The following is a 23,803-nucleotide window of genomic DNA, read 5'->3' as shown; positions in this document are numbered from 1 at the left end:
AAAGTGAGCATTTTAGAAGAGTTTTTACCAGCCTTTCTAGAGGAGATCGTTGGCGATCGATTCGGTCGATATTCCAAATATATTATTCAGGATCGAGCAATTCCTGACGTTAGAGACGGCTTGAAGCCTGTTCAACGCCGGGTCTTGTACGCCATGTACGACTCAGGCAACACGCCTGATAAACCTTATCGGAAATCAGCGAAGACCGTAGGGGATGTTATGGGGAACTATCATCCACATGGTGACGCGTCGATTTATGATGGTATGGTTCGTATGGCACAACCATGGAAAATGGGGCATACCCTCGTGGATGGTCACGGGAACTGGGGTTCCTTAGACGATGATCCACCAGCAGCTATGCGTTATACAGAAGCACGTTTATCAGAAATCGCGATGGAGCTTCTTCGCGATATTGAGAAGCGTACAGTGATGTTCAAGGATAACTTTGATAATTCAACCAAAGAACCGGTTGTATTGCCTGCACGTTATCCGAATTTACTTGTAAACGGTGTAAGTGGAATCTCAGCAGGTTTTGCGACGGAAATTCCGCCTCATAATTTGCGTGAAATCATCGACGCTTGTACGGCTATGATCGATAAACCTGAGATTACGGTTGACGAATTAATGTCGATCGTAAAAGGTCCGGATTTCCCAACTTCAGGCATCATCATGGGTGAAGATGGGATACGTGAAGCCTACCGCACAGGAAAAGGCCGTATTTATATCCGCTCCAAAACCGCGATCGAAGAAATGCGCGGCGGCAGACAGCAACTTGTCATTACCGAAATCCCTTATCAAGTGGTCAAATCTCGGTTAGTCACAGCGATGGAGAATATCCGTCTGGAGAAGAAAATCGAAGGAATCGCTGAAGTACGAGATGAAAGCGGCCGTAATGGACTTCGTATCGTGATCGAACTCAAGAAGGAAGCGGATGCACAAGGGATTTTGGCTTATTTGCTGAAGAAAACGGATCTGCAAGTTACGTATAACTTCAACATGGTTGCCATTGTCAATAAAGCGCCGCGTCAACTGGGTATTCGTGAGATTCTGGAGGCTTACATTGAGCATCAGAAGGAAGTTGTTACATTCCGTTCGCAATACGAATTGGAAAAGGCAGAAGATCGGGCACATGTTCTTGAAGGGCTTGTCAAAGCACTAAACATTTTGGACGAGGTCATTGCCACGATTAAAGCATCGAAAAATCGGCAGGACGCCCAAAATAATCTCGTAGAGAAGTTTCATTTTTCGGAACGTCAAGCTGATGCCATCCTCGTCCTGCAATTATACCGTTTAACGAATTTGGAAATAACGACGCTGGAGAAGGAATTGAAGGATGTTGAGAAAACGATTGCGTACTTGCGCGGGATTCTCGGCAGCTTGAAGAAGCTTCTCGGTGTTATTAAAGACGAGATGGGAGAGATCCGCAAGAAATATGGGATCGATCGCCGCTCGGAGATTCAAGGAGAAGTCGAAGAACTGAAAGTAAATCTTGAAGTTCTTGTAACGGCTGAAGATGTGCTTGTCACCTTGTCCAATGAGGGCTACTTGAAGCGTACAAGCAAGCTATCCTTCACACGTTCAGGTGGGGAGCTTGAGAATACAGGCATGAAGGAAGGCGATTACCTTCGTTTCTTGCTAGATGTGAATACGATCGAGAGCTTGCTGATCTTCACGAAGAAGGGGCAATACTACTTATTGCCTGTCCATCAAGTTCCGGAGTACAAGTGGAAAGAAAACGGTACAGCGATCGTCAATGTCATCCCTATTGCGAAGGAAGATCGCATCGTGAATGTGATTCCTGTCAAAGGCTTTGACGATCCGACGAAGTCACTCGTGTTCGTCACACGCAAAGGACAAGTGAAGCGCACAGAGCTCAAAGAGTACATGACGAATCGCTCAAACGCGATTGTCGCGTGTAAGCTTGGGGAACAAGATGAAGTGCTGCAAGTCCATATGAGTGATAATACGAAGGAAATTCTACTTGTCACGAAGCAGGGCATGAGCATCCGTTTCCGTGAGGAAGAAGTGAACCCGATGGGCCGTGCAGCCGCGGGTGTGCGCGGCATCCAGCTCAAGGAAGACGACGAAGTCGTGTCTGCTGAGTGGATCTACGGGGATGAAGGGGAAGTACTGGTCATCTCGGACCTCGGGTATGCGAAGCGATCTCTCGTTGTGGATTATCCAATTCAAGGTCGCGGCGGAAAGGGGATCATTACCTTCGAATTCAAAGAAGGTAAGCGTGTCAGACCTAACGGTTCTGCCTTAATCCGGACGTTTATTGTGAAAATGGATTACTTGATTACAGCTGTGATGAGCACTGGTGAAAAGCTGCGCTTCTCTACGGAAACAGCTCCGTTAGAAGATCGTAAAGCGCAAGGCAAATCACTTATTCCAGTCACGAAAACAGATTCCATTGTAGAGATTTTGCGCTTTCCTCAATCGTAACTAATTGTTGGGGGATCCAGTCTTTCAATCAATGTAAAAGCTAACTCTAATAGGACCCACAGAGGCATCGGTTCGTCTAATCGATCCAGCCATTGTGGGTCTTTCAGCATGCCGGCTTCCAGCGCTTTTTTGCCTAGCTCTACTTTCCAATCTTCCAATCCAATCACTCCTTGAAAGTTAATTAACAGCCTTGCACGTCTAATTTCTCCGAAAAAAAGGAAATCGCTGTTGTCTACAAGGGTGCATGGTACCTTCGAACAGTATATGTGGCTACTGGGCAACTTGTTAAAAGAAGTCGATTGGCTTGTTCGTTTATCCAAGAGTAGACAAGCTTTGCGGAGGCTCGACATCAGGTATCAGCAAACCTCAGCATGTCCACTTTACTTGCAATTTTTGTAAGAAAATATTAATGGCATTAATCTTTAAACTAGCGAAAAGGCGTGCTATACTTGCAATAAATAGGTGAAAATGGAAGCGAGTTGATGAGGATGTATTCCGATGAATTCGGAAAGCTATGGCTAAAATTATCGAAGGAATTGAAAAATCAGATGGAGGTAGGCTTAGCCCCTACGATTACGGAAGGACAGCTGAATGTGTTAGAACTGCTCCTAGTCCATGAACGTATGAAGCCTTCGGATTTAATCGAATATTTATCCACGACACCTGCGGCCGTCACAACTTTACTCGATCGGATGGAAAAAGCGGAGTTAATTACACGTATAAGAGACGAGAAAGACCGTCGTATCGTCTGGATTCACGTTACAGGCAAAGGAAAAGCGGAATGCGAGAGAGGTCGTGGAATCCGTGAAGAACTGTTGGATTCGTACCTGAATCGCGTTTCCGCTCATAATCAGAAATTGCTTATTTATTTATTGGGCAAGGTTGCCAACTAAATGGCGTGCATCCCCTCATAGCTCGGGGATGGTGAACTCGTTCCAAGGCCGCTGCACGGGAGGCAGCGACCGGAAGCGGAGCATCTCCTTCGTAGTCGGATGCTCAAAGGCAAGTGCTGTGGCCCACAGCGCGAGCTGCTGGCCCGGTTTGTTCACAGCGCTGCCATAGCGCTGGTCGCCGTACAGCGTGCAGCCAATGGCAGCCAGCTGCACGCGGATCTGATGCGGCCGCCCGGTGTGCAGCTTGATCTGGATCAAGCTGAGCCCGTCTTGGCTGCCGAGCAGCTTATAGTCCAGCACCGCCTCCTTGGCGTCCTGCTGGCCTGCCTTGACCACGCTGACGGTATTCGTCCGCGTATCCTTCCACAGCCAGTGGCGCAGCGTAGCGGCCGGCTGGGAGGGTTTACCGTGCACGACAGCGACGTACGTCTTGTCGAGCTGCCTCGTTCTTACCGCGTCCGAAAGTCGGGACGCGGCTTTTGACGTTTTGGCGAAGACCATCACGCCGCCAACGGGACGATCCAAGCGATGCACAAGCCCCAGGTAGACATTGCCGGGCTTGTTATACCGCTCCTTGATGTCCGCCTTCAAGGCGTTCAACAAGTCGAGATCACGAGACTCGTCTTCCTGCGTAGGCATGTTGACGGGCTTCTCAACCACAAGAATGTGGTTGTCTTCAAAAATAATCGGGATCTGTGATGCACCGTTATCATCCTTGAAAGCCACTGCTTACGCCTCCCAGCGTCCCAGAATACCACAAGGGAGCATTAGGCCGGAGTGGGTGATCGGAAGCCCGATTTCCCCACTGGAGATCGTTCCGCCATGCTTTTCTTTCATCGCCATTGTCAAAATATTCTGAAGCACAGTAGCCGATATTCCTGTTGTGTAAGAGTTAATCAACAAGAACAACGGGTTGTCCGTCAAAATGGATTGGCAAGTCTGAATGAATGGGAAGAGGTCATCTTCCAATTTCCAAGTTTCACCGTTAGGTCCCCGTCCGTAGGAAGGTGGATCCATAATGATTGCATCGTATTTGCTGCCGCGGCGCTGTTCTCTTTGAACGAATTTGAACACATCATCCGTAATGAATCGAACAGGTCGGGAACCCATACCGCTTAGGTGCAAATTCTCTTTTGCCCATTGAACAACGCCTTTGGACGCATCAACATGACATACTTCAGCGCCTGCATGCGCGCAAGCAAGTGTTGCGCCACCCGTGTAAGCGAAAAGGTTGAGCACTTTGATCGGACGGCCTGCGCCTTTGATCTTGTCCATCATCCATTTCCAATTGACCGCTTGCTCAGGGAACAGACCCGTATGCTTAAAGCTAGTTGGCTTAATATAAAAGGTCAGCTTCTGATCGTAAGTGATCGTCCAGCGTTCAGGTAGCTCTGCGTGCTGCTGCCATTGGCCGCCGCCGCTGGAGCTGCGGTGATAGTGGGCATCAGCTTGACGCCAAGCTGGTGTTTCTTTTTGTAGAGGCCAAATAATTTGCGGGTCGGGTCTGCGAAGTACAATCGTTCCCCAGCGTTCTAGCTTTTCGCCGCCGCCAGTATCGAGTAGTTCATAATCGACCCAATCTTTTGCATAAAACATGCTGTAATCCATCCTTCAACTGTTTACTAGACTAAACATCCATTGTACACCATTTATTGACCTAAATCGATCTTTTCAATCAATCCAGGCAGTTCTTTTTCTGCGAATTGTTGGTATTGTGCTTGTTCAAGGCCACCTCTGAGTGAATCCTTGACAACATCGAACGATTTAACAGATCTAGATTCCACCTTGATGATGTGATAACCGAATTCGGTTTCAACAGGGTCGCCGATTGCACCTACCGTTTGATTAATGGCTGCGTTTTTGAAACCTTCTACCCATTGGCTTACGTCAGCATCAGCATAAAGTCCGCCCGCATCCTTTGAACCTGGATCTTCGGAATATTGTTTAGCAAGTGCTGCGAAGTCGCCGCCATTTTTAAGCTTGGAAGCTACATCATTGGCAAGTTTTAGCGCTTCTTCCTTCGTGCGAAGTGCTTTTCCGTCTTGATCAGATAACCCGATTAAAATATGACGAACAGACGCCACGGTGTAAGCTTCTTTATTAGCTTTTAGCGTCGCCTCATATTGTGCCTTCAGCTGTGCATCTGTAATACTGGATTTCACGTAGTTCGAAGCCGTCAAACTGCCCACTAAGAAATACTGAATAGCACTCTCTGAAGTATTCACGTTCTTCAAGTCGGCAACAAACTTAGCTTCGCCCATTTGCTGTTTCCAAGCAGCAACCTGTAAGGCCGCACTTTCCTTAGCTGTTGCTATATCAGCTTCAGAAGCACGACTATAGAGAATACGGTTCGTTACTAATTCCTTCAGTATCCCTGTCTGATACTCCACATTATCTTTGGAGGCAGCATGGTTGCTGTTGAATAAAGCTTTGAGGTTAAAGAAGGCATCGAAATCAGCTCTCGTCACAGTCCCGCCTTTATAAGTGGCAACCACTTGATTCGGATTATTACCAATCCAAATCGTGCTTGTCTCATCATCCCACGCTACTTTTTTGCCGAGCGAGTCGCTCATGAAACGTAAAGGAACATAAGTGGTCCCTTCATAAATAAAGCCTTTGCTATCCGTTGGCGTTTTTTCGACACCATCAAACATATACGTCAGATTACGGAAGGCCACTTCAATCTGAGTTCCTGCGGCAAAAGCTACCGTTCCACTTAAAACTGATCCAATCGTTAAACCCACGATAAGTCCTTTTACTTTATCCTTCATTATGTGTGATCCACCTTTCATTTCTTGTCCTACCAATAATTCACCGAAGGTTGAGAGATTTCCTTTTTTTTATTCGGTTTGAATTGAAGGAATTCATTACCTGTTTGTTGTATTTGTAGAGGTAGAGACGATTTGCAACACGCATCTTAGAGTTAGGACATGTCGAAATAGGGGGGGATAATGTGGGAGCAAATGTTGGTATTCCAAGCTCCGAGGATTTGTTTCTGCTTCATGAAGGATCCCTTTTCCACAGTTATCGTATCTTAGGGGCACATGTTAGCAAAGAACAAGGGCATGAGGGTGTTCGATTCGCCGTGTGGGCACCACATGCAAAAACTGTCTGTGTACTTGGAGATTTCAATGATTGGCAAACCGGCGAGCATCACATGGAAAAGATTAGTTCGTTAGGCCTCTGGATGCTGCTTATTCCAGAAGCGAGTGAAGGTGACTATTACAAGTTCGAAATTCATAGTCAAACTGGGCAGATTTTGCTCAAAGCAGATCCATATGCCTTCTATTCCGAATTAAGGCCCGGTACGGCATCAAGGGTTGTTGATTTGGATGGTTATGACTGGCAGGATCAAGCCTGGCAGCAGCAGAAGAAAGAAGTACCCGCGTATAACAAGCCGCTTTCTATTTACGAGGTGCATCTAGGTACTTGGCGTAAGAAAGACCCCAAGAGCGAAGAACTGTATACGTACGAGCAATTAACGACTGAACTAGTGGATTATGCAGTAGAAATGGGCTATACGCACATCGAAGTTATGCCGCTGGCTGAGCATCCCTTCGATCGTTCGTGGGGGTACCAAGCTACGGGATACTATTCGGTTACAAGTCGTCACGGTTCGCCAAAGGATTTCATGCGCTTCGTGGATACGTGTCATCAGAAAGGTATCGGCGTCATTATGGACTGGGTACCTGGTCATTTCTGCAAAGACAGTCATGGACTACGTCAGTTTGATGGCAAGCCTTTGTATGAATATGAAGATCCTCGCAAAGCGGAAAAGCTCGAGTGGGGGACGCTCACCTTCGATTTTGGCAGGCCGGAGGTTCAGAGCTTTTTAATCTCAAATGCCGTATTTTGGATGGACATGTATCATATGGATGGGATACGCGTTGATGCGGTTGCTTCCATGCTACATTTAAATTTCGGCAGATGGGATGAAACTCCGATTCGTAACCAACAGGGTGGCGAGGAGAATCTAGAGGCAATTGCGTTCATTCGCAAACTGAATCAAGTTGTGTTCTCCTATTTCCCCAATGCACTGATGATGGCAGAGGATTCAACGGATTGGCCGCTCGTAACAGCACCCGTCCACGAAGGTGGATTAGGTTTTAATTACAAGTGGAATATGGGCTGGATGAACGATATGCTGAAGTATATGAAGCTGGATCCCATCCACCGTAGGTATAATCACAAGTTAATTACCTTCTCGTTCATGTACGCATGGAGTGAAAATTATGTACTTCCTCTTTCACATGATGAGGTTGTGCATGGAAAGCGTTCACTCTTGCATAAAATGCCTGGTGACTATTGGCAGAAATTCGCTAATTTGAGGGTGTTATATGGTTACATGTCGGGGCATCCAGGTAAAAAGCTGCTCTTCATGGGAAGTGAATTCGGTCAATTCGATGAATGGAAGGATCTTGAAGAGCTAGATTGGTTTTTGTTAGATGGTTATGAGAAACACGAGCAGATGCATCATTATGTGAAGTCGCTCAATCAGTTTTATTTGAAAGAACCAGCCTTATGGCAGCTGGATCATGATCCAGAAGGCTTTGCATGGATTAACCCCCATGACGAGAGCCAAAGTGTTGTTACTTATTTGCGAAAAGGGACTGCGCCGGAGGATGAACTCATTCTTGTGTGTAATTTCACACCCGTTGTTCATCCGGATTATCGAATCGGCGTTCCGAAATTAGGTTTATACGAAGTTGTTTTCAATAGCGACGCGTCTGAGTTTGGCGGTTCCGGTCAAGGGAATACGATGCCGATCACAAGCAAAGCTAGCTCCATGCATGGTCACCCGTATAGTTTATCTCTATGTATTCCGCCGCTTGCGGCTGTTTATATCAAGTGTGTGAGTGAATTCCAATCAGAGAATGATGAAGTTGAAGGGGGAAATCAAATATGCGCAGTAAAGAATGTGTTGCCATGCTCCTCGCTGGAGGAGAAGGGCGAAGATTAGGCGTACTGACGAACAATTTAGCTAAGCCAGCTGTACACTTTGGCGGCAAATATCGCATTATTGATTTTACTCTCAGCAATTGTACGAATTCAGGGATCGATACGGTTGGGGTTCTTACCCAGTATCAGCCTCTCGTGTTGAATACTTACATTGGTATTGGAAGCTCTTGGGATCTTGACCGCAAATATGGCGGTGTTACGGTGCTGCCACCGTTCATGGAGCAAAAAGGCGGCGACTGGTACAAAGGTACGGCCAACGCGATTTATCGCAATATCGGTTTTATCGAGCAATATGATCCGGAATATGTTTTGGTCATCTCAGGTGACCATATCTATAAAATGGATTACGATCTCATGCTTTCTTATCACAAAGAGAAAAATGCGGACGCCACAATCGCCGTTATCGAAGTGAAATGGGAAGAAACAAGCCGCTTTGGCATCATGAGCGTAAACGAGAAGCAGGAGATCACGGAATTCGCTGAAAAGCCGAAGGAAGCAAACTCTAACTTAGCGTCCATGGGAATTTACATTTTTAATTGGAAAGCGTTGAAATCTTATCTGCTGGAAGATGAAGCGAATCCGGAGTCAAGCAAGGATTTTGGAAAAGATATCATTCCGATGATGCTGAAGGATGAGGCGAGAATGTTTGCCTATCCATTCCAAGGCTATTGGAAAGACGTCGGTACCATTGATAGTCTATGGGAAGCGAATATGGACCTTTTGGATGACAATAATGAACTAAACCTCAACGATAAAGACTGGCGCGTGTATTCTCAGAATCCTTATCAACCTGCTCAATATGTAGCACCTACAGCCAATATTAAGCGTTCTTTGGTCAATGAGGGCTGCGCGATTTTTGGAGATGTTGATCATTCTGTCCTTTTCTTCGGTGTTCAGGTTGGTGAAGGCAGCCATATTAAAGATTCCGTGATTATGCCAAATGCCAAAATTGGTAACAACGTAACGATTATCAAAGCAATTATTGGTGAAAATACGGTGGTTGAAGATGGTGCGGTTGTTGATGGTGCAGGAGAAATTGTACTTATTGGCGGTAACGAGCGGGTAACAGGCTACGCTAATCAGAAGGGATGATGTCAGATGAAACACGTGATGGGAGTCATTAATTTAGTCAATGAACCGGATGATTTGGAGGAACTGACTTATTTCCGCTGCCCGGCATCCGTGCCTTTCGGTGGACGTTATCGGTTAATCGATTTTGCACTTTCGAATATGGTGAATTCAGGGATTGACAACGTAGCTGTATTCACACAACACAAATATCGTTCGCTCATGGATCATCTCGGATCTGGTAAAGAATGGGATTTGGATCGTAAACGTGGCGGACTATTCGTCCTTCCATCCGTTCTTGATGAACCGACAGGGATTTCTCGCGGAGATTTGTATCAATTCTATAGCCATCGTGACTATTTCTACCGTGGTAAAGAAGAGTTCGTTATTATTTCCCGCAGTCACATGGTGTGCAATCTGGATTTGAACGATGCAGTTCGTTACCATGAAGATATGCAAGCGGATATCACCGTGATTTATAAACAAACAGACGAAGAGGTTCATGGGAAATTCCGCCGTATGGCAGTCAAAGAGACGGGCCAAGTGACGTTGATGGAAGATCATACAGGCCGCTTGCGGACGAACAACATCTCCATGGAAATGTATATCATGAGCAAAGCATTGCTCTTGGATATGGTGGAATCCTGCCTAGCGCAAGGATATGATCATTTGGTACGAGACGGGATTATGAAAAATATTGATAAGTTAAGCGTGTATGGTTATAAATTTGAGGGGCATCTGGGCATTGTGAATTCCATCCAAGGTTACTACAAGCACAGCATGCAGCTGCTAAATCCAGCCATTTGGCGTGAACTCTTCTTCCAGAAGAATCTTATTTATACCAAAGTGAAGGATGAGCCGCCTGCCAAATATTGGGACTCCGCCTCTGCCAAGAACGCGCTTATCGCGAACGGCTGTCAAATCGAAGGGAAAGTCGAGAACAGTATCTTGTTCCGTGGCGTAAAGATCCGCAAAGGTGCTTATGTGAAAAATAGTATCATCCTGCAAAACTGCGAGATTGAGGAAAACGTAATTATCGAGAACGCGATACTGGATAAGGATGTTTTCATTAGTCGTGGCCGTGTGTTAACGGGGGACAACAAAGCCCCATTCATTGCAGCAAAAACGAAAGTCATCTAAGAGCAGGATAGATCCGTGTACCACCAAAGTTGGAGGAGTGGCAAGATGAGAATACTGTTCGCGGCTTCGGAGGCCGTGCCTTTTATAAAAACAGGTGGATTAGCAGATGTGATTGGCTCCTTACCCAAGGAGCTGACCCATCAAGGGCTTGATGTGCGGGTCATTTTGCCCAAATACGGGGATATCCCTGCTAAGTTTAGAGACAAAATGTCACAAGTGGCAGCATTCGATGTTCAATTAGGCTGGCGCAAGCAATATATCGGCATTGATGTGCTTGAACATGAAGGAGTCACCTTTTACTTCGTGGATAATGAGTTTTATTACAAGCGTTCAGGTATCTATGGTTTTGGCGATGAAGCGGAGCGGTTTGGCTTCTTCAGTCGCGGGGTCATTGAGGCGCTTCCTTACTTGGATTTCCAGCCAGACGTTATTCATTGTCATGATTGGCAAGCGGGGATGATTCCTGTTCTGTTAAAAGCTCATTATCAGCATTTGCCTTTCTTTAGCGAAATCAAAACGATGACGACTGTGCATAACCTGAAGTATCAAGGTGTGTTTGGTCAAGAAGTGTTCAAGGATTTGTTCGGCTTGTCCGACGATCACTTCTCTGGAACCGCTCTTGAGCTTCATGGCGGGGCTAGCTTCCTAAAAGGCGGACTCTTGTATTCGGATCAAATTACAACCGTTAGTCAGACATATGCGGAGGAAATTCAAACGCCGTATTACGGCGAGTTTTTGGACAGCCTGCTGCGTCATCGTAAAGATGAATTGACTGGCATCGTGAATGGGATTGATTACGATATTTTTGACCCTATGACGGATAAGAATCTCGTCGTGAATTACCGCGATTCATTGCCGAAGAAAACGCAGAATAAATTAGCGCTTCAGGAGCGCCTAGGGCTTCCTGTGGATGGCGACATCCCGATGATTGTACTCGTGACTCGCTTGGTGCAGCAGAAGGGCTTAGATCTCATTCAACACGTGCTGCGTGAGATTCTAACACTCAACATTCAGTTAGTCGTTCTGGGAACTGGCGAGCCTGTCTACGAGCAAATGTTTCGAGATGCGGCCGCTGTTTATCCGACTAAAGTGTCTGCGCATATTTACTTCGACGAAGCGTTAGCTCATCAGTTTTATGCTGCTTCGGACCTCTTCTTAATGCCATCCCAATTCGAGCCATGCGGCATCGGTCAATTGATTGCTCTTCGCTATCGTTCTGTGCCGATCGTGCGGGAAACGGGTGGTCTGAAGGATACGGTGCAGCCGTATAATGAGTTTACGGGGGAAGGTACAGGCTTCTCCTTCACGCACTATAACGCTCACGATATGCTGCATATCATCAGGCGAGCGGTATTCTTTTATAAGAATGATCGGGACAGTTGGATGAAGATTCAGCAGAATATGAAAAAATGTGACTATAGCTGGCGCAGATCCGCGCAGCAATATATCGCACTTTACAAAGAAATGATCTCTTAGGGATCGTGAATAGGACCTCCTCATTCGGAAGATTGAGGGGGTCTTTTTCGTTATTTAGAAAATTCAGGTATAATAGGTGCAGATGTTAAAGAGGGTTGGAGTGGTAAATGATGGGCATGGATTGGATTTCTCATATGTTAACCGTGTTGTTCGTCGTAAATATTTTATTGGCGCTCACGGTAGTGTTTTTAGAACGACGTAATGTAGCGGCTACATGGTCTTGGTTAATGGTGCTATTATTCATTCCTATTCTAGGCTTTCTATTGTATGTGATGCTGGGTCAAAACCTAAGCCGCCGAAAACTGTATAAATGGAATAAGCGCATGCAGGAACGGATGCAGACTGTGATTGGTGAGCAGCGGCAGCAACTTATGGAGGGGACTTTTCCCTATATCGATCCCATGGTAATGGAATATCGTTATTTAATTTATTTGAATGTAGCTACGAATGATTCATTTTTGTCACAGGATAATGAGGTACATATCTTCACGGATGGTGTGGAGAAATTTAATGATTTGATCAGCCGACTAGAGGCAGCCGTTTACCATATCCATATGCAATACTATATTGTGAAAAATGATTCCTTAGGTCAGCGAATTATGGAAGTGCTAACTCGGAAAGCCGCGCAAGGTGTTACAGTTCGCTTTTTATATGATGATATCGGTTCGCGTACCTTGAAGGACTCCTTTTTTAAAGATTTTTTGCAGGCAGGCGGACACAAAGCTGCATTTTTTCCATCGCGCATTCCTTTCCTGAATTATCGTGTGAATTATCGAAATCATCGTAAACTTGTCGTGATTGATGGGCAAATTGGCTATATTGGCGGATTTAATATCGGAAATGAATACCTTGGATTAAACCCCAAGTTTGGCTACTGGCGTGATACGCATCTTCGTCTATCAGGGAGTGTTGTACGCGCGTTGCAATCCCGATTTATACTCGATTGGAACCTGGCATCGTCAGAAACACTGGAAGTGGATGCGAGTTATTTTCCAGCGATTGCAAACGATGCAACACTAGGAAAAGTACCTATGCAAATCGTTGCAAGTGGTCCGAATGAGACTTGGCCGCACTTTGTTTATACGTTCCTCAAACTGATACATATGGCCAAAAGCCGTATTTTGCTGCAAACGCCTTATTTTATTCCCGAAGAAAGTATGTTGAATGCGTTGCGAATTGCTGCCCTTTCGGGGATTGATGTGCGTATTATGATACCGGAGAAGGCTGATCATCTCTTCGTGCATTGGGCTTCTTTGTATTATGTAGGTGAATTATTACGCGCTGGCGTGAAATGTTATCTGTATGATTTCGGCTTTCTACATGCCAAAACGATTATTGTAGATGGCAAAGTAGCTTCTGTGGGAACAGCGAATTTCGATATTCGCAGCTTGCGGCTAAACTTCGAGACGAACGCGCTGATGTTTCATGAGGAGACAGCAAGGAAGCTGGAAGACACCTTCTGGATGGACATGGAGGGCTGTATGGAGTTGACCTTGGAGGAGTATGAGAAACGGTCCTTGCGTATTCGTTTTTTGGAGTCGATTTCGAAGTTGATTTCACCGATCTTATAAAAGAGAAAGGCCCGTGCTGTAAGCAGGGGCCTTTTGGTGTGTATAATTAGAAAGATTCACCGCTATCGAGGTTGAACTGCCAGAGGATGCCGAACTTGTCCTCTATTTGACCGTACAGTTTACTCCAGTCCGTCGCTTGCAGCTCCATAGCTACTTTGCCGCCAACTTTCAACTTATGAAATACATTTTTAAGTTCTTCTTCGTTAGAGCTGACATAGGAAAGACTAATGTTGTTCCCTACAACGTATGGCATACCTGGGAACGTGTCGGAGAACATCAGTGGGCTTCCGTTAATATCCAAACGTGTGTGCATGACACCGTTTTTAGCCTCTTCAGGCAGCGGATAGTCAGGATTTTGCGGCATATCGCCAAATGTAATCATTTTTGGAGATGGCAGATTAAATGCATCTGCATAGAAATTTACAACTTCACGAGTGTTTCCGGGGAAATTTAAATAAGCATTAATTGACATGACCATTCTCCTCTAATTGTGAAATTGGGACAACCTCCTATATTCTACCACTGGTTACTTAGAAAATCCACCAGCCCTATAAGCGGAGTAATAGGGACTGGAGTTGATTTCTGCCTTCGGTGGACAAGGATTGGAGCACCTGATCGGAGGCTTGGCTCATCGCGGCACGTGCTTTCGCAATCAGGGGAGGTGCTGCTTCCGTTAACTGGAGGAAGGTTGCTCGGCGGTCATCAGGATCGGTCGTACGCACGAGGAGAGCCTCTTGTTCAAGCGCATCAACGAATTGGGTGACGGTGCGTGCTTTGATGCCTAATTTGGAAGCGAGATCGGACATACGGATGCTTCCTTCTTCTTCAATTGCGATGAGTACCCGTACACGTGGCCCTGTCAAATAAGCAGGTATCCCAAGCTCACTTAAGTGCTCCTCAAATTGTGTGTGCAAACGATGGGTCGTACGGATTAATAGCTGCAAAATGTCACCTGCAGTTGGTGTGGATGGACCCTCTGGGAAATGGTTAGAATCCCCCTGTTTATCAGTTGAGTGAATAGGCTTCATAATCCTCCTTGACAGTCGCAAAAGTACTGAGTATACTCATTATAAATTGAAATGCTGAGTATACTCAATAAATATACCATAGATGGTGCGGAAAGAGGAGGGCACGAAAATGACAGACAGTAAGGAAGCCATTGGGAACGCTAAGCAGATGCGTGCTGTTCGATATCATTCATTCGGTGAAGCGGATGTTCTGCAAGTTGAGCAGATCCCCATTCCGCAGCCTCAGGCCGGAGAAGTGCTTGTACGTATTCATGCAGCGGGTGTTCTTCCTGTTGATTGGAAAATACGCAGGGGAATGTTCCCGATGCCGGTTCAATTTCCCCATATTCCAGGAACAGCGTTTGCAGGAGTCATTGCAGCTGTAGGAGAAGGTGTGTCCGCGTGGCAGATTGGACAATCAGTCTTTGGGCGCAGTACGAAGGGAACCTACGCGGAGTATACGACAGCGTTGGAGGATGAGCTTGCGCTGAAGCCAGCTTCGATCACTTACGAAGAAGCGTCATCGTTGTCAGGTGGAGCCACCACGGCGTGGCGTGCCATTGTCACGGAAGGGCAAGTGAAGCCGAACGAACGTGTTCTGATCCACGGCGCCGCGGGAGGCGTCGGCATGTTCGCGGTTCAATTCGCCAAATGGCGAGGCGCAGAGGTCTATGCAACTGCTGGACCCGCGAACAAGGCTTTTGTGGCCTCGTTAGGAGCGGATCACGTCATAGATTACACGTCGGAACGTTTTGAAGACATCGTGAAGGACGCAGATTTCGTGCTAGATACCATAGGTGGAGAAACGTTGGCGCGCACCTGGTCTGTCATGAAGCGAGGTGGACGCTTGGCATCCATCGCAGGCCAACCGCCGGTAGAGCAGGCCAAACAGCATGGCATCACATTAATTCGTGCTGGTATCGCTACGAATGCTGATTTGACAGCCATTGCTGAGCTTATCGAAGAAGGGAAGCTTATCTTTCATATCGAGCAAAGCTTTACTATGGGAGACGTACGTCAAGCTCATGAGAAGAGCCAGACGGGGCATGGACGCGGACGGATTGTGCTTCGCATAATCGAGTAAATCTTTCACGCAAAGTGAAACCTGGGTAGAACTTTGACAAGTTCTATGCAGGTTTTTCTCATGTTAGATACCCGAATATATACAATCGTGCGGTCAATGAATGAAAAGTCAGCATTTTTACGTATTCACAAAGAAGGATTTGTCCTATATACTCCTAATTATCGATAATGATTATCAGTATCATCTAGGGGGATATCCAATGATTCAAGCAAGCAAAAGAAAGTTCATTAACTTCACGGCGGTTTTACTCGTGTCTTCGTTATTTCTAGCCGGCTGTGGTGCCGGAACCGATACGAACAATGCAGCTACGCCTGCAAGTACGACGCTAGCAACGGCAACAGCCTCTGCACAACCGCAAGAACGTGTCCTGAAGGATGCGATGGGACATGAGGTGAAAATTCCAGGCGAGGTTAAGCGTGTAATCGCTCCTTTCCTAGAAGATGGCTTAACGGCACTCGGCATTAAGCCTGTCGCGCAATGGTCTGCTGCCGGTGAGCCTCAACAGTATTTGCAAAACGTATTGAGCGGGGTGCCTGTTTTAGACATGACGGGTGGACTCAAACCTGAGCAAACGTTAAGTCATAATCCAGATCTGATTATTCTTGCTGCACCAACTTATATGAAAAATGGAACCTACGAGGATTTCTCCAAAATTGCTCCTACGTTCGTATTATCCAATGACGAGAATGACTGGCGCGGGAGTGTTGCCAGATTAGGTGAAGTGCTTGGGAAAACAAAAGAAGCGGAGCAAGCAATTAAGAAATATGATGAGAAGGTCACGGCTTCCAAAGATAAGCTTCGGACAGCGATTGGAGACAAATCTGCCGTATTATTCCAATCCGCTAATGAAAAAGGTTTTAAATTGTTTGGTGCGAATTTCTATAGTGGTAAACTATTGTATCAAGGGTTTGGTTTCAAACAGCCTAAATTGTTAAAAGGCGACTATGATACGTATTCCCTGGAAACACTGGCTCAGCTCGATGATGTGGATTACATTTTTGTGCTTTCAGGTAAAGGTCGTGCAAAGGCTCCTGTGGATAACCCGCTTTGGCAGCAATTGTCCGCGGTTAAACAAGGTCATGTGTATGAAGTGGATTCCGGACATTGGTTTAATCAGAACGTGACCGCGAACCAACTAATTATTGATGATGTGCTTCGACTTATAGTCAAATAGGTTTTGAGAGGACGGGGGATTCCCTCGTCCTTTCTATATTGCGTATGGATATAGGAGTGTAATTCCGACAATGAAATATGAGGATACTCAAATGGATCTCGTAGACGAGAACGCTAGAAGTACGATGTGGTATAAGCTAAAATCGATTGAACGTATATTGGCGAAGGATCTGCAGTTCCCTGTGGAACGAGATTTTATTAAAGCGGACGCTATGATGTTAATCGTATCTGATTCAACGGATGGTCGTTTGATCATAAATGGCCAGTATTACCCCCTGCGATCCGGTACTGTATTCATAGGCAGGCCAGGTCAACTCATTGAAGTAGGTCTACCTAAAGGGGTGGAGGATGGGATCTATATTCTGCGGTTTCATGCAGCAGCCATTCTCCAAACAGAATCTGACGAAGCGAATATCCAGACTGTGAACTCGTTTCCAGGTGAAGGGGAAGCTATGCACCTCGCCGTTTCTACGGTCATTCCATTAGTTAAAATGATCGCAACACATTGGGAGAATGGCACGATTGCGGATCGATTTCGGGCTGAGGCAGGGTTCTATGAATTGCTAAGCTTAGTTTTGCAAAATGAAGAGCACAAAACGGCGATCGCCTTGGAGTATGCCAAGTTCATGCTCGAACGAGATTTCACAGAAGAAATAACGATTGATGCATTGGCAGCAAGAGCCGGTTTAAGTCGGTTTCATTTTATGCGATTATTCAAGGAGAAATTTGGTAAGGGTGTTATCGAATACGTAACGGAGTTACGATTAAGTAAATCCAAGGAGTTAATGCGAGAACTCCCTCAAGCATCTATAAAGGAGATTGCATTCCAAGTTGGTTATAAAAACGAAATTTATTTCAGCAATAATTTTAAGAAACATATGGGAATGGCACCAGCCGTTTATTTGAAAAATACGAAAATGAAAGTCGCGGCATACAGTTGGGTGAATATCGGACAGTTGCTAGCCCTTCAAATTATCCCTTATGCGGCGCCTATGGATCACTATTGGACTGATTTTTATCGGAATAAATATGCCTATGATGTTAGGGTGCCGTTAAGCCACCACTATGGGTTTAATCTTGCTGCCTTACAACAAGCCAAGCCGGATTATATCATAGGAATTGATACTTGGGTCCCTAAAGATGAGCAAGATAAACTTGCTGAAATCACTCCTGCTTTATTTTTATCATGGGATAGGAATTGGCGCGAGCATCTGATGTTGATCAGTGAATTCTTAGGCAAGGAACGTGAAGCGGAGAAATGGTTGCAAAACTATGACCTTAAAGCAACTGATGTACGTGACACTGTAGAGAAGACATTGAAGAAGGAGAAGGTGTTAGTTGTACTGATTCATCACAAAGAAATTCAAGTGTGGGGACGTCTTGCCGGAACGGTTCTCTATGATGATCTGCAGTTAACCCCTGCGAATCTAGTCGCAGATATTCAGTGGACGAAATCGGTGCAATTGTCGGAGTTGGCCGAATTTGATGCTGACCATATCATCGTGAATATTTGTAAAGATGCCATGTCTCAAGCAACTTGGGCAAATCAATCTAGTCAAGCAAGCTGGCGGGGGTTAAAGGCTGTGAAGAAAGGGCAGGTTCATTGGACCCCTGGTTATTCGGGCTGGGAGTCACCTTGGAATGAACATACAGCCTTCAATCATGATCGGTTTCTCGGGCAATTTGCACAAATCATACATCCAGCAACGTAATTGTTGTTGGATTTTATTTTTGATTGTATTCGAATTCTTGAAATCATGATAGAATTACTGGAAATTGGAAGAGTATGTGGGTGAATGTATGAAAAAATTGATATTAATCGCGATCATTGCCAGTAGTTTTGTTACGCTGTCATTTTCTTTATACTATATACTCAAGATTTATCAAAGCGATTTGAGTATGTCTAGTAGTGCAGGGGAACCCATGGTGCATGAGCATGAAGAACGCATCGTGATTATCTCACAAGAGCAGGGTAGCTTTATGATGAATGCGATTCAAAAAGGGGCACACGAGGCTGCGGAAGAACACCATATCAAAATTGATTTTTGGGGCGTCTACCGTTCGAACTTGGAAGGCCTCATTAAACAGATTGATATTGCAATCGCTTCCAAAGCGAGTGGGATTGTCGTGGAAGGCGTGGATCATCCCGATTTCGATCTTATGGTGAAGAAAGCGACGGAGAAAGGGATTCCAATTATTACGATTAATTCCGACGCCCCAAGCAGCTTGCGTAAGTCGTACATAGGTTCTGATCATTATCAAGAAGGAATCATTATGGGCGAATATATCGCGACCCAATTACAGGGCAAAGGGGTAGTCGGTGTGATTAAGAACCTGTCATCTCCCTCAACGGATGATCTCCGCTTAAAAGGTCTGCACGAAGTGTTTAGTAAATACGACGAATTGAAGATTGTTACGGCGGCAAATGATCCAGAGATGTCACAACCGAAAATGCAAACGAATGATATTTTAAATCACTATCCAAATGTGACCGCTTTCATTGGGTTGTCGACGGAATCTGGTGAGAGTATCGTGCAGGCGGCGCGTACGCGTTCGCGAACGAAGGAATATCCGATCTTCCTTTTTGATGATTCCCCGCAAACGCTAATGTTGATTAAGAATGGTCAGGTGAAAGCTGGGCTCTCGCAGCATTATGAAGACATGGGGATTTTGAGCGTCAACTTGATGAAACGATGGTTAGATGCTACACAACTGCCGCTAGAGAACAGCTACTTCACACCAATCAGTGTGGTGACTTCATCTGGAGAAGAGGAGAAAGCCCTTGAAAACCATTCGAAGTAAAATGATGATGTTATCGATTCTCATCTGGGTCATTATGGCGATCATTTGGCTTTCTATGAGCATTTATAACCAGCGAACAGTTGAGAAGTACAACGAGATTCTTCAGCGTTATATGCAGATGAACCAAGCGTCGCAATTAAGCCAGCAATCCTTAACCACCTTGAATAAGTACCGAATGTCTCCTACGCTGGAAAGCTTGAATCAATATGCAACGGATAACAGCAGCTTGCTGCGAACGAAGTCCGAGATGGATTGGCTGCGAAACTTGAGTAACACGATGCTGCTCGACAATTTGCAGAACATGCTGGAAAGTCAATCGGAAGCGATGGATCTGGCCGTACGTTTCCAGAAGGATAATGATGAAGAAAATGCAGCAAAGCAATTTGACGAAGCTTCTAATATTTCGAAATATATATCAGAGACGACACTAACCTTAATTAGCGGTGAGCAGAACACCTATGATGCTTTCTACAGAAAGATTATTAAGCGAAGTGAAAATATAAAGAAAATGGGCCTCTGGACGTTGGCGCTGGTATCCTTGCTGTTACTGCTATTTTCGTATCGATTCGTCGATAGTGTCACGCAGCCTTTGTTGAAATTAACGCTGTCCGCGCGTGAACTGTCACGAGGAAATTTCAAAAATCCGATTGATCTGGGCAATAACGATGAAATGGCCTTCTTGGCCAAAACCTTGGATAGTATGCGATTGAAAATAGGACATTTTATCGACGATATTCAGAGTAAGGCGCAATTGGAGTATGATCTTCATCGACATAAGCTCATGTTGAAAGAAAGTGAGTTGAAAAGCTTACAAAGTCAAATCAACCCTCATTTTCTTTTTAACACCCTAAATATGCTGTCTAAGGAAGCTTATTTGGCAGGTGCAGGTAAAACAAGCGAATTAATTAGCTCTGTCGCTGGTATGCTTAGATATAATCTCCGTAAGCTGGATAGCCGGGTGTCTTTAAAGGATGAGCTCGAGGTGCTTGAGGAGTATTTAACGATTCAAAAGGCCCGCTTCGGCGATCGCTTGCATGTCGTGCGTGAAATTGATGAGGATGCACTTGGCATCGAGCTTCCTATCCTTATTTTGCAACCGCTCGCAGAGAATGCCTTTATTTATGCAATTGAACCCGCTGAAGAGGGCGGAACGTTAACGATTCGTGTCAAGCAGGATGAGAAACATATCCTCGTTCAGGTACAGGATACAGGACAAGGTATGGATGAAGAACAGTTATCTAAATTATTATCTCATACAGAAAACTCTGTTTATAAAGGACATTCAACAGGGATCGGCATATGGAATGTGATTCATCGCTTACAGCTGTTTTATGGGGTTGAAGAGATTATAGAGATAGAATCCCATCTAGGAGCGGGTACTTGTATAACATTGAAACTGCCAAGGGGGCAAGCAGTATGATTCGTTTATTAATCGTGGATGATGAACACATTGAGCGGACTGCCCTGCAAAGAATCATAGAAGAGGGCTCGCCAGACGTGGAGGTTGTGGGCCAAGCAGTGAATGGCAGGGAAGCGATAGAAGCCGCAGAACGGTTGCAGCCAGACCTGATTACGATGGATATTAAAATGCCTGGCATTAATGGACTTCAAGCGATAGAGAAGATTAGGGAGACTAACAAAACAGTCAAATTTATCGTCGTCACTGCATTCGATACATTTGAATTTGCTCAGCAAGCGATTAAATTAGGCGTGTATGATTATATGTTGAAACCAAGCCGAATTTCGGTTGTGCTGGAGACGATTGGTCGAGTAGCCAGCGAAATTATGAACATGCAGCTTGAATTGGCGAGTAGACGTTCGGAGCAAGAACGTTTGCTGAAGATGATACCTCTGGTCGAGGCAGATCTAGTCGAACAATTGTTATTCGATTATGTGCAATCCGCTTCACTGCCTGAAATGATCGATCTCGTCGGAATGCCAACTGGGCGAGAGGGATTCGTGATGACGCTGCAATTTACGCAAGTCTCCGAGGAATCAGCAAGCATCCGTAATTTGGATATGGTATATATGCAATTAAACGAGCTGCTTCCTGAGATATCCAATCCGATTTGGTTTGGGAAAATGTCAGGCAATCAAGTACCAGCTATTGTTTTTATGGACGGTGAATTCTCATATCGCGCACAAGCCATTAGCATCGCAAAGAAATGGATTCAAGTATTGGATACTAGATGTGGATTTCGTTTATTTATCGGAATAGGTGGTCTATGCAAGGATATACGGGACATGCGCAAATCCTATCAGGAAGCTTTGTTGGCTTCAATGGATATGACGTTGCCAGCTCGTTATTGTTTGTATGAGAATTTGACGCAGGATGAGATTCAAGCGATGGGGATCCTTACCTTTGAGATGGAGAAAACCGTGCTCGAAGAGATGAGGCGCGGCAATCTAGAAGGGGCAGGAGATCAGATCGTAAAAATGATTGATGTATTTGAAGGCATTGGCCAAGGGGTTGGCATGTCTCAGCAACGCATATTTGAAGTACTGATTGTTGTGTCTCGAATGCTGCTGGAAATGGGGATGGAGGTCAATACGCCTTATTTTCCCTACGCAACGACTAGTTATATGCAATTAAAAGCGGAATCCCGGCTGTTGATTCATAACCTAATCCCGCTTGGAGAAGTTGTCGAGACAGATCTACTGCAGACGATGAAGCAATATATCCAGAAGCACGCACATGAAGACTTGTCCTTGGAACGGATTGCCGCTACGGTTGATCGAAATCCTTTTTATATCAGCAAGCTGTTCAAAGAGCATTTCGGAATGAATTATATCGATTTTCTTACGGACTATCGGATTGAAATGGCTAAACAATTGATGCAGGAAACGGATAAAAGCCTAAAAGAAATTACCTTTGAAGTGGGTTATAATGATCCAAATTATTTCAGTCGGGTGTTTAAAAAGTTAGTTGGATATGCTCCGACAGATTATCGGAAAATGTTGATTCGACCAACGAACAAAAAGCACAGCTAAGCTGGGACCTTCCTGGAGTGTAATAGCATGACGAAAACTTGGAAGAGAGGGGGAGGTTGCCCTGCAACATGTCAGAAAGAAGAGCGGAATGGTTGGCCTTATCGCCATCTTGGCTGTAGGGCTAACCGCTTGCTCGTTCATCGGAGCGAGTCGTACACCAACCGATAAAGCTAGCCCGCAGATTGATAGTAAACCAAGCCCAAGTCGGATCGTCCGTGCGGATAAGCCAGTGGTCGTTGGATTATCCATCGATACATTGCTGGAAGAACGTTGGCAAAAGGATCGTGATTTGTTTAAAGCAGCGGTAGAAAAGCTTGGTGCTCGTATCGAAGTTCAGGCTGCGAATGGCGACGATGCCTTGCAGCTTGCTCAGGCGGAAAACCTTATATCACGCGGCGTTGATGTTCTTGTCGTTGTGCCGCACAACGCGGAGGTATCCGCAGCAATTGTAGAAAAGGCACATAAGTCAGGCATTAAGGTCATCTCCTATGACCGATTAATTGTCAATTCGGATGTCGATTTATATATCTCCTTCGATAATGAGAAGGCTGGCGAGTTACAGGCCAAAGCGATTGTCAAAAAGGTGCCTAAGGGGAACTATGTGCTCATTGAAGGCGCGGATACGGACAATAATGCCCATATGTTCAAAAAAGGGCAAATGAACATTTTGAAGCCCCTTGTTGAGAAGGGGGATATTAACATCGTATTTGATCAAGCGACCAAAGAGTGGAAACCTGCGAATGCGAAAGCGAATATGGAGCGGGCACTGCTGGCGAATCAGAACAAAGTGGATGCGGTTGTTGCCGCCAATGACGCCACAGCAGGTGGTGTGATTCAAGCTTTAGCTGCCCAGAACATGGCGGGTCGTATTCCTGTCTCTGGGCAAGATGCGGAGCTGGCAGCTGCGCAGCGAATCGTTGAGGGGACGCAAACGATGACGGTGTATAAGCCGATTAAGAAGCTTGCAGAAACGGCAGCTGAGCTTGCTGTAAAGATGGCTAAAGGTGAAAATGTCCATGCGGATAAGAAAGTAAACAATAAGAAAATGGATGTACCATCCATTTTGCTTGAACCGATTGCTGTTGATCAATTGAATATGGATGCTACGATCATTGCAGATGGCTTCCATGTGAGAGAAGACGTGTATAAAAATGTGCTTCAAGGACAAATGACAAAATAGTATAGCATTGTTAA

Annotated in this window: 20 protein-coding genes; 14 read left to right on the top strand and 6 right to left on the bottom strand. The window is 45.4% G+C overall.

The annotated features are described in order from the left end of the window. Positions 1-3: 3 nt before the first annotated feature. Entirely contained in the window at positions 4-2,445 is a 2,442-nt protein-coding gene (gyrA, locus tag AC58QM_RS05185) for a DNA gyrase subunit A (RefSeq protein WP_497281976.1), read from the top strand. On the opposite strand, the gene AC58QM_RS05180 is transcribed toward gyrA, so the two are convergent. Then, positions 2,436-2,603, bottom strand: a complete 168-nt coding sequence (locus AC58QM_RS05180) for a hypothetical protein (protein WP_497282793.1) — start codon at positions 2,601-2,603, stop codon at positions 2,436-2,438. The genes gyrA and AC58QM_RS05180 overlap by 10 nt on opposite strands. Before the next feature lie 330 nt (positions 2,604-2,933). Between AC58QM_RS05180 and AC58QM_RS05175 the strand changes: the two genes are divergently transcribed. Next, a complete protein-coding gene (locus AC58QM_RS05175; protein ID WP_310225187.1) occupies positions 2,934-3,338 on the top strand; it encodes a MarR family winged helix-turn-helix transcriptional regulator in 405 nt (134 codons plus the stop codon). 15 nt (positions 3,339-3,353) lie between these two features. On the opposite strand, the gene AC58QM_RS05170 is transcribed toward AC58QM_RS05175, so the two are convergent. Genes AC58QM_RS05170 through AC58QM_RS05160 form a run of 3 tightly spaced genes read right to left on the bottom strand, consistent with a single transcriptional unit; the run spans position 3,354 to position 6,109 of the window. Beyond that, positions 3,354-4,064 carry an RluA family pseudouridine synthase gene (locus AC58QM_RS05170; protein ID WP_497281974.1) on the bottom strand — a complete coding sequence of 237 codons (711 nt, stop codon included), beginning with the start codon at positions 4,062-4,064 and terminating at the stop codon, positions 3,354-3,356. Positions 4,065-4,067: 3 nt separating this feature from the next. Next, positions 4,068-4,934: a class I SAM-dependent methyltransferase gene (locus AC58QM_RS05165; RefSeq protein WP_310223668.1), complete on the bottom strand. Its 867-nt coding sequence runs from the start codon at positions 4,932-4,934 to the stop codon at positions 4,068-4,070. Between the two features lie 53 nt (positions 4,935-4,987). Further along, complete coding sequence (locus tag AC58QM_RS05160; protein WP_497281972.1) at positions 4,988-6,109, bottom strand: peptidylprolyl isomerase; 1,122 nt, start codon at positions 6,107-6,109, stop codon at positions 4,988-4,990. Positions 6,110-6,291: 182 nt separating this feature from the next. Between AC58QM_RS05160 and glgB the strand changes: the two genes are divergently transcribed. The 5 genes from glgB (at position 6,292) to cls (ending at position 13,552) form a co-directional block, all read left to right on the top strand. Then, positions 6,292-8,298 (top strand): 1,4-alpha-glucan branching protein GlgB, encoded by a 2,007-nt coding sequence (gene glgB / locus AC58QM_RS05155; protein WP_497281970.1) that lies wholly within the window; start codon positions 6,292-6,294, stop codon positions 8,296-8,298. After that, positions 8,241-9,389, top strand: coding sequence for a glucose-1-phosphate adenylyltransferase (locus tag AC58QM_RS05150; protein ID WP_497281968.1), 1,149 nt, complete (start codon positions 8,241-8,243; stop codon positions 9,387-9,389). The genes glgB and AC58QM_RS05150 overlap by 58 nt, the downstream gene beginning before the upstream one ends. A 6-nt stretch (positions 9,390-9,395) precedes the next feature. Further along, on the top strand, positions 9,396-10,505 hold the full coding sequence (glgD, locus tag AC58QM_RS05145; protein WP_497281967.1) for a glucose-1-phosphate adenylyltransferase subunit GlgD: 1,110 nt from the start codon (positions 9,396-9,398) through the stop codon (positions 10,503-10,505). Between the two features lie 45 nt (positions 10,506-10,550). Further along, positions 10,551-11,981 carry a glycogen synthase GlgA gene (gene glgA, locus AC58QM_RS05140; RefSeq protein ID WP_497281965.1) on the top strand — a complete coding sequence of 477 codons (1,431 nt, stop codon included), beginning with the start codon at positions 10,551-10,553 and terminating at the stop codon, positions 11,979-11,981. A gap of 116 nt (positions 11,982-12,097) precedes the next feature. Continuing rightward, the gene (cls, locus tag AC58QM_RS05135; protein ID WP_497282763.1) at positions 12,098-13,552 is read left to right on the top strand and encodes a cardiolipin synthase; all 1,455 of its coding nucleotides are present in this window, start codon (positions 12,098-12,100) and stop codon (positions 13,550-13,552) included. A gap of 46 nt (positions 13,553-13,598) precedes the next feature. On the opposite strand, the gene AC58QM_RS05130 is transcribed toward cls, so the two are convergent. Continuing rightward, complete coding sequence (locus tag AC58QM_RS05130) at positions 13,599-14,024, bottom strand: VOC family protein (RefSeq protein WP_497281963.1); 426 nt, start codon at positions 14,022-14,024, stop codon at positions 13,599-13,601. Between the two features lie 76 nt (positions 14,025-14,100). After that, positions 14,101-14,580, bottom strand: coding sequence for a MarR family winged helix-turn-helix transcriptional regulator (locus AC58QM_RS05125; RefSeq protein ID WP_497281962.1), 480 nt, complete (start codon positions 14,578-14,580; stop codon positions 14,101-14,103). Between the two features lie 109 nt (positions 14,581-14,689). Between AC58QM_RS05125 and AC58QM_RS05120 the strand changes: the two genes are divergently transcribed. The 7 genes from AC58QM_RS05120 to xylF all read left to right on the top strand — a co-directional run bounded on the left by AC58QM_RS05120 (position 14,690) and on the right by xylF (position 23,789). Then, positions 14,690-15,643, top strand: coding sequence for an NADP-dependent oxidoreductase (locus AC58QM_RS05120; protein ID WP_497281960.1), 954 nt, complete (start codon positions 14,690-14,692; stop codon positions 15,641-15,643). A 199-nt stretch (positions 15,644-15,842) separates the two neighbouring features. Continuing rightward, entirely contained in the window at positions 15,843-16,817 is a 975-nt protein-coding gene (locus AC58QM_RS05115) for an ABC transporter substrate-binding protein (RefSeq protein WP_497281959.1), read from the top strand. A gap of 70 nt (positions 16,818-16,887) precedes the next feature. After that, positions 16,888-18,528 carry an AraC family transcriptional regulator gene (locus tag AC58QM_RS05110; protein WP_497281957.1) on the top strand — a complete coding sequence of 547 codons (1,641 nt, stop codon included), beginning with the start codon at positions 16,888-16,890 and terminating at the stop codon, positions 18,526-18,528. A gap of 88 nt (positions 18,529-18,616) precedes the next feature. Beyond that, positions 18,617-19,618, top strand: coding sequence for a sugar ABC transporter substrate-binding protein (locus tag AC58QM_RS05105; protein WP_497281956.1), 1,002 nt, complete (start codon positions 18,617-18,619; stop codon positions 19,616-19,618). Beyond that, the gene (locus AC58QM_RS05100; RefSeq protein WP_497281954.1) at positions 19,599-21,038 is read left to right on the top strand and encodes a sensor histidine kinase; all 1,440 of its coding nucleotides are present in this window, start codon (positions 19,599-19,601) and stop codon (positions 21,036-21,038) included. The genes AC58QM_RS05105 and AC58QM_RS05100 overlap by 20 nt, the downstream gene beginning before the upstream one ends. Continuing rightward, the gene (locus AC58QM_RS05095; protein ID WP_497281952.1) at positions 21,035-22,609 is read left to right on the top strand and encodes a response regulator; all 1,575 of its coding nucleotides are present in this window, start codon (positions 21,035-21,037) and stop codon (positions 22,607-22,609) included. The genes AC58QM_RS05100 and AC58QM_RS05095 overlap by 4 nt, the downstream gene beginning before the upstream one ends. Before the next feature lie 88 nt (positions 22,610-22,697). Continuing rightward, entirely contained in the window at positions 22,698-23,789 is a 1,092-nt protein-coding gene (gene xylF, locus AC58QM_RS05090; RefSeq protein ID WP_497281950.1) for a D-xylose ABC transporter substrate-binding protein, read from the top strand. The last annotated feature ends 14 nt before the right edge of the window (positions 23,790-23,803 follow it).

It is taken from the genome of Paenibacillus sp. J22P165 (assembly GCF_059692015.1).
The sequence above is the reverse complement of the archived record's forward strand: the minus strand, read 5'-3'. Positions and strand labels throughout refer to the sequence as shown.

What these genes read in the sequence shown, in the direction of transcription:
- AC58QM_RS05175 (WP_310225187.1), top strand. Translation starts at nt 2,934, where the DNA reads ATGTATTCCGATGAATTCGGAAAGCTATGGCTAAAATTATCGAAGGAA.
- AC58QM_RS05165 (WP_310223668.1), bottom strand. Translation starts at nt 4,934, where the DNA reads ATGTTTTATGCAAAAGATTGGGTCGATTATGAACTACTCGATACTGGC.
- AC58QM_RS05160 (WP_497281972.1), bottom strand. Translation starts at nt 6,109, where the DNA reads ATGAAGGATAAAGTAAAAGGACTTATCGTGGGTTTAACGATTGGATCA.
- AC58QM_RS05150 (WP_497281968.1), top strand. Translation starts at nt 8,241, where the DNA reads ATGCGCAGTAAAGAATGTGTTGCCATGCTCCTCGCTGGAGGAGAAGGG.
- glgD (WP_497281967.1), top strand. Translation starts at nt 9,396, where the DNA reads ATGAAACACGTGATGGGAGTCATTAATTTAGTCAATGAACCGGATGAT.
- glgA (WP_497281965.1), top strand. Translation starts at nt 10,551, where the DNA reads ATGAGAATACTGTTCGCGGCTTCGGAGGCCGTGCCTTTTATAAAAACA.
- cls (WP_497282763.1), top strand. Translation starts at nt 12,098, where the DNA reads ATGGATTGGATTTCTCATATGTTAACCGTGTTGTTCGTCGTAAATATT.
- AC58QM_RS05130 (WP_497281963.1), bottom strand. Translation starts at nt 14,024, where the DNA reads ATGTCAATTAATGCTTATTTAAATTTCCCCGGAAACACTCGTGAAGTT.
- AC58QM_RS05125 (WP_497281962.1), bottom strand. Translation starts at nt 14,580, where the DNA reads ATGAAGCCTATTCACTCAACTGATAAACAGGGGGATTCTAACCATTTC.
- AC58QM_RS05120 (WP_497281960.1), top strand. Translation starts at nt 14,690, where the DNA reads ATGACAGACAGTAAGGAAGCCATTGGGAACGCTAAGCAGATGCGTGCT.
- AC58QM_RS05115 (WP_497281959.1), top strand. Translation starts at nt 15,843, where the DNA reads ATGATTCAAGCAAGCAAAAGAAAGTTCATTAACTTCACGGCGGTTTTA.
- AC58QM_RS05110 (WP_497281957.1), top strand. Translation starts at nt 16,888, where the DNA reads ATGAAATATGAGGATACTCAAATGGATCTCGTAGACGAGAACGCTAGA.
- AC58QM_RS05105 (WP_497281956.1), top strand. Translation starts at nt 18,617, where the DNA reads ATGAAAAAATTGATATTAATCGCGATCATTGCCAGTAGTTTTGTTACG.
- AC58QM_RS05095 (WP_497281952.1), top strand. Translation starts at nt 21,035, where the DNA reads ATGATTCGTTTATTAATCGTGGATGATGAACACATTGAGCGGACTGCC.
- xylF (WP_497281950.1), top strand. Translation starts at nt 22,698, where the DNA reads ATGGTTGGCCTTATCGCCATCTTGGCTGTAGGGCTAACCGCTTGCTCG.